Here is a 5,136-nt window from a genome sequence, read left to right as displayed (position 1 = left end):
GTAAAAAAATTTCTAGCAGCTTATGCGAAAAGGAATTATTTCTCTGTGCCTTTGAAAGAAACTGCAAAAGTCCGGAGAAGTACTTGCCGCAGAAGCTGCAGCGGAAGCGCTGGACCTTGCCGAAGGTTTTGGTCACATAGAACCCTGCGGCGACGAACCAGCGTTCTTTCGGTGCGTGCTGGTGATACGCACAGGCCGGGTTTGGGCAGAAATGAAAGTGATGCATGAAAGCCTCCTCTCTTTGTAGACGCAAGGAAAGAGGCCTTCACTTCAAATTCATATGCAGGGTTCGTGACAGTATACAAATTTTGGTTGACTGCCTTCGCAATACGGAATACACTATTTCTATAACATACACCTCTTAAAAGGGAGGATCCATGGCAAAGGTAGAACTCAAAGGAATGGGGAAGGTGTACGAAGGCAATGTGCGTGCAGTCACAAATGCCAACATCACCATCAATGACAAGGAATTCGTGGTATTCGTCGGTCCCTCGGGATGCGGCAAGACGACAACCCTCCGAATGATCGCAGGGCTTGAAGACATCACCGAAGGCGAGCTCTATATCGATGGCAAGCTCGTCAACGATGTGCCGCCCAAAGACAGGGATATCGCAATGGTGTTCCAGAACTATGCGCTCTATCCACACATGACCGTGTACGAGAACATGGCTTTCGGCCTCAAGATCCGCAAGCTCCCGAAGGACGAGATCGATGCCCGCGTCAAAGAAGCGGCGCGCATTCTCGACATTGAGAAACTGCTCGATCGCAAGCCCAAACAGCTGTCAGGCGGCCAGCGCCAGCGCGTTGCCGTCGGCCGCGCCATTGTCCGCAAACCCAAAGTATTTCTCTTCGACGAACCGCTCTCGAACCTCGACGCCAAGCTGCGTGTGCAGATGCGTGCCGAGTTGATCGAGTTGCACGACAGGCTTCAAGCTACCATGATCTATGTAACGCATGACCAGGTTGAAGCAATGACAATGGGCGACAAAATTGTCGTTATGAAGGATGGCCTTGTCCAGCAGATTGGCTCACCGCTGTACCTCTACAACAACCCGATCAACAAGTTTGTGGCAGGCTTCATCGGTTCGCCGCCCATGAATTTTATGACCGTGAACGTCGTCGAAGAAGGCGGGCAGATTTTCATCGACGAAGGCTCGTTCAGACTGGCTCCCGATGAAAAGCAGGCAGGGCTGCTCAAGCCGTATGTCGGCAAGAGCGTGTATTTCGGTATCAGGCCGGAAGACCTCCCCGTCGCGGATGCCGCGCACAGAGGCCAGAAATTCGACGCCAAAGTAACGGTCGTCGAACCGCTCGGTGCTGAAATTCACCTGCAGGCAACCACTCCGACCCAGGTCATGGTTGCGCGCATTCCGCCGCACCACCTGTACAAGCATGGCGATACTATCACTTTTGCACCGGTCATGGCTAAAGCGATCTACTTCGACAAAGAGACCGAAAAGAGCATTTTGCCCGTCAAGTGGAACGAGCAAGAAGAATAAAGCAGGAAGAATAATTATTTATTTTCTGCAAAAAGAAAAGAGCCGCCCAGCGATGGAGCGGCTCTCTTTTCCGGGCAAGACTATTCGGATTCCTTCGATTCCTTTTTTGCCCGCTTTTCAGCCCGCTTTTCCTTGAGCGACTTCTGGGGTTTTTTCTTCTCTGCCGTTTTGGGCTTGTCCATCGATTTCATAGTACACCTCTTCTTTATATATTATCGAATCATTCCTGAAGTTAATCAATTATTTTTTGTCAGGCCTCTGCCGGGCTCTCTGCAGGTTCGCCCTTTGTCACCTTGCCCATAACAAACCGCGCGGCAAGCATGCACACCGTGCAAAAGAGAAAAATGCCCGAATATCCGAATACATCGATTATCAGCCCGGTCAGAATAGGAGCAAGAATTGCAGCTGCCTGGCTTGCAGTATAATAAAGCCCGGTATAGATGCCGATTGTTCCCCACTCAGCCATCTGCCAGAGCATAGGAAAAGAGTTCGTGATGATCGAAACCCAGAAAATGCCGAACAAGAACATAATTGCCCAGAAGCTCGCCAATTTGAGCGAACCTGGCATCGCTGCCGTGAGCCATGGATGGGCAAAGAGTATAGCGGTGAGTATCGATATGACGAGGAGGCTTGCCCGGATAGTTTTTTTCCTGCCAACGCGGTGGGCGACATAGCCTGAAGGAAGCGCGAAGATTGCGTATGCGATGCCGACCATGCCAGCAGCCAGCGCTGCGGTGCCGCTGGAAGTTTTGAGCACATCCACAGAGTACTTGCCGATAAATGGCAGGACTCCCTGATAGCCCAAAAACCATAAGAAGAGCGATATGAGAATGTAGAGCGCGCTCTTGTCTTTCTGGGCTGCAACATTTCGGAAACTTTCGATCATCGGGATTTTTTGCTCGCTTGTCTCTGTCTGGTCCGGCTTTTTCTCCCGGATAAAAGCAAAAAGAAGAATGATCGCGAGCACGACAAACAGACCCGCAAGAGGGAAGGGGAGGCGGTCTTTCGTATTTCCTAGCAAAGGAAGCTTTGTATCGAGGTCCATAAGGCGCGCAAGTCCAATGGTGCCGACGATGCTCGCAATGCCACCCATGGTATTGATTACCCCATTCGCTTCGGAACGGTAATCGGCAGGAATTGTGTCCGGCATAAGGGCGACGACCGGCCCGCGTACCGATTGCTTTGTTACATTAAGAAGAAGGAGAATAGCGATCAATGCAGCGAGAGAAGCGCCGGCCGCATAGGGAATTGCCCCAAAGAAAATAGCAGTGAGCGGTAAAAGTACGAGGATATAAGGCATGCGCCGTCCGATTCTGGTGTTGGTGCGATCCGACCATGCACTCACAATGGGAATGAGAAAGATTGCGAGGATATTGTCGATGGTCATAATGAAGCCCACCAGGCTCATGCTGCCGATATACTTGCTCAAAAAGATGGGCACATAGGTATCATAGAGCGGGTCCATAAGCCCCATTGTAAAAAAGCCGAAACCGATGAGAAATGTGATTCCCAGATAGGGTCCGAATCCCTTTTTCCTGTCCATCGCCGCCTCCTTTGACGCTGTTCAATCCTCGATGATTCTGCACATGCCGAATGGACGAATGTTCAACCTGCGCACGCAGCCTCTGCCGAACACTGCTTCCATTCGTCCGGAAAATGCCGGAAATTCCGGCTCCGGAACATACACTTGAATCGTGCCTGCAAACCCTCCGCCATGAACTCGCCAGGCTCCTTCGGAGCCAAGCAAATCTTCGCTGAGTGCCAGTGCAACGGCAAGGCTTTGCTGGCGGGGATCTCCGGCATGAATATTCTGCAGATACATCCAGCTCGACCTGCCCGATTCCCTGACGAGCGAAAGATAGCTGGCAAGATCATTTCGTTCGAGGGCATCTTGCATGAGGGCAGGGCGCGCGGTTTCATGCACAAAGTGCCATGCCCGCAAGAATGCCCGATCGCCGCACTGCGCGCGAATTTTGGCTGCGCGAGCAACGAGGTCGGCTTTTTCTACTTCTCTCATTGTCTGCTTGCCGAAAATCGCCGCCACTTCTTTCATTTCATTTGGAATGGCGGCATATTCGCGGGTCAGATCTTCATGATTCGAACCCGTATCGACAATCGCGAGAGCCAGATTCCGTGAGGCGAAGTCGTACGCAATCGAACTGATGAGAGGCTGCGCTGGCTCTGCAAAATCGATCGAAACAATGCCGCCAACCGCGCAGGCAATCTGATCCATAAGCCCGCAAGGCTTTCCAAAATATTCGTTCTCCGCAAACTGTCCGGCGATTGCCCATTCAACCGGACTCAAACCCAGCCCGCCAAAATCATCGAATATAGCTGCGATAAGCAGCTCGAATGCTGCAGAGCTCGAAAGCCCGGAACCTGCGGGGACTTCGGAATCGATCGCAATATCGAATCCTCTGCGCAAAGGCGTTGAGCGTCTCTCGAGCCAGGCGGCAAGTCCGCGAATAATCGCTGCAGGGGTGCCTTGTTCATGCATCCTCGCAGCGCTGTCTGAAAAATCCACGATTATCGGGTCGTAGCCTTCCGATGTAACTGTGACAATCCTATCGGCTCTCGCACGCGCCACTGCCAGCATATCGAGATCGACTGAAGCTGCAAGCACACAGCCATGATTGTGGTCAGTGTGGTTGCCTCCGAGCTCGGTTCGTCCAGGAGAAGAAAAATAGTGCAGTTCAGCCTGCGAGCCCGTCATTTTTCCAGGAATTGATCCGGGGAGCCTTGAAACGAGGCGACGCAAGCGCGCGTCCAGGTTTTTCTGGGCTGTTACTGATAGATCAGCGCGGCGAATGTGAGGGATTTTTTGTGATATCATAACGATCCTTTCCGCTCCTCGATGGCGGTCTCCCGAGCGAGCGCGATGTACGTATACGCCTGTTCGCGCAGATGGATTGCTTCTTCATCGGTAATAGCGCGCGTTACTTTGCCGGGATTGCCCAACACCATGCTGCGCGGCGGAATATTCTTTCCCCCCGGAATGACGGTTCCGGCGCCTATTATGCATTCATCGCCGACCACTGTCCCGTTCAGAACAATTGCTCCCATCCCGACTAGACACCTGTTGCCGACAGTGCAGGCGTGCACAATAGCGCCGTGTCCGATTGTCACCTCTTCGCCCACAATACACGGCATATTCTCCGCCACGTGCAGCACGGCGCCGTCCTGAATGTTCGAGCGCGCCCCGACTTCTATCGGCGCCATATCGCCGCGCAGCACTGCCCCGTGCCAAACCGACACGTCTTGCCCCAGCGTCACTGCTCCGCGTATAACCGCATGTGGCGAAATATAGGCAGCCTTTTCAGTATTTGGGGTTTTATGGATATTGGCCAGATATTCTTTGCTCATACATCCCTTTCTTTGTACGATATAGCAGCAGAATGCCCGCCAGTGCACGGATGGAACGGACCCAGCTGCTATTGTGCCAAAGAATGCGGGGCAAATGGAAGAGCTTGGATGCTGGAATAAAGCTGAAATTTATGAAATTTGCATTGCTTGTGTAGTGCTTCCAACCTTGTGCCAAATGGGCACAGCAGCGCGCACTCCCAAGCCAGCACCTCTCTCTTCCTTATCTTCCCTTCAGATGCGCGAGACCAGCGCATCCTTCTTTCTTCACTCCCGA

6 protein-coding genes are annotated in these 5,136 nt (G+C 52.5%); 2 read left to right on the top strand and 4 right to left on the bottom strand.

The window, feature by feature from the left end; all coding sequences use genetic code 11:
• Positions 1–226: hypothetical protein (locus GAP13_RS12495; protein ID WP_503473386.1), on the bottom strand; the 226-nt coding region annotated here is incomplete at its 3' end.
• Between the two features lie 151 nt (positions 227–377).
• On the opposite strand from GAP13_RS12495, the gene GAP13_RS12490 reads away from it, so the two are divergent.
• Positions 378–1,499 carry an ABC transporter ATP-binding protein gene (locus tag GAP13_RS12490; protein WP_158908627.1) on the top strand — a complete coding sequence of 374 codons (1,122 nt, stop codon included), beginning with the start codon at positions 378–380 and terminating at the stop codon, positions 1,497–1,499.
• Positions 1,500–1,749: 250 nt separating this feature from the next.
• Here GAP13_RS12490 and GAP13_RS12485 read toward each other — a convergent pair whose 3' ends face one another.
• From GAP13_RS12485 to GAP13_RS12475, 3 genes are read right to left on the bottom strand one after another with little or no spacing between them, the layout of a single operon-like run.
• Positions 1,750–3,042: an MFS transporter gene (locus tag GAP13_RS12485; RefSeq protein ID WP_158908626.1), complete on the bottom strand. Its 1,293-nt coding sequence runs from the start codon at positions 3,040–3,042 to the stop codon at positions 1,750–1,752.
• Positions 3,043–3,063: 21 nt separating this feature from the next.
• On the bottom strand, positions 3,064–4,332 hold the full coding sequence (locus tag GAP13_RS12480; protein WP_158908625.1) for a galactokinase: 1,269 nt from the start codon (positions 4,330–4,332) through the stop codon (positions 3,064–3,066).
• Positions 4,329–4,862 (bottom strand): gamma carbonic anhydrase family protein, encoded by a 534-nt coding sequence (locus tag GAP13_RS12475; RefSeq protein ID WP_158908624.1) that lies wholly within the window; start codon positions 4,860–4,862, stop codon positions 4,329–4,331. Before GAP13_RS12475 ends, GAP13_RS12480 begins: the two co-directional genes overlap by 4 nt.
• A gap of 94 nt (positions 4,863–4,956) precedes the next feature.
• Between GAP13_RS12475 and GAP13_RS13135 the strand changes: the two genes are divergently transcribed.
• The coding region (locus GAP13_RS13135) for a hypothetical protein (RefSeq protein ID WP_222126221.1) at positions 4,957–5,136 on the top strand (180 nt) is incomplete at its 3' end.

The sequence above is a fragment of the Rectinema subterraneum genome, from assembly GCA_009768935.1.
Classification (GTDB): domain Bacteria; phylum Spirochaetota; class Spirochaetia; order Treponematales; family Rectinemataceae; genus Rectinema; species Rectinema subterraneum.
This window is presented reverse-complemented; position numbering and strand designations above follow the sequence as displayed.

What these genes read in the sequence shown, in the direction of transcription:
- GAP13_RS12480 (WP_158908625.1), bottom strand. Translation starts at nt 4,332, where the DNA reads ATGATATCACAAAAAATCCCTCACATTCGCCGCGCTGATCTATCAGTA.
- GAP13_RS12490 (WP_158908627.1), top strand. Translation starts at nt 378, where the DNA reads ATGGCAAAGGTAGAACTCAAAGGAATGGGGAAGGTGTACGAAGGCAAT.
- GAP13_RS12475 (WP_158908624.1), bottom strand. Translation starts at nt 4,862, where the DNA reads ATGAGCAAAGAATATCTGGCCAATATCCATAAAACCCCAAATACTGAA.
- GAP13_RS12485 (WP_158908626.1), bottom strand. Translation starts at nt 3,042, where the DNA reads ATGGACAGGAAAAAGGGATTCGGACCCTATCTGGGAATCACATTTCTC.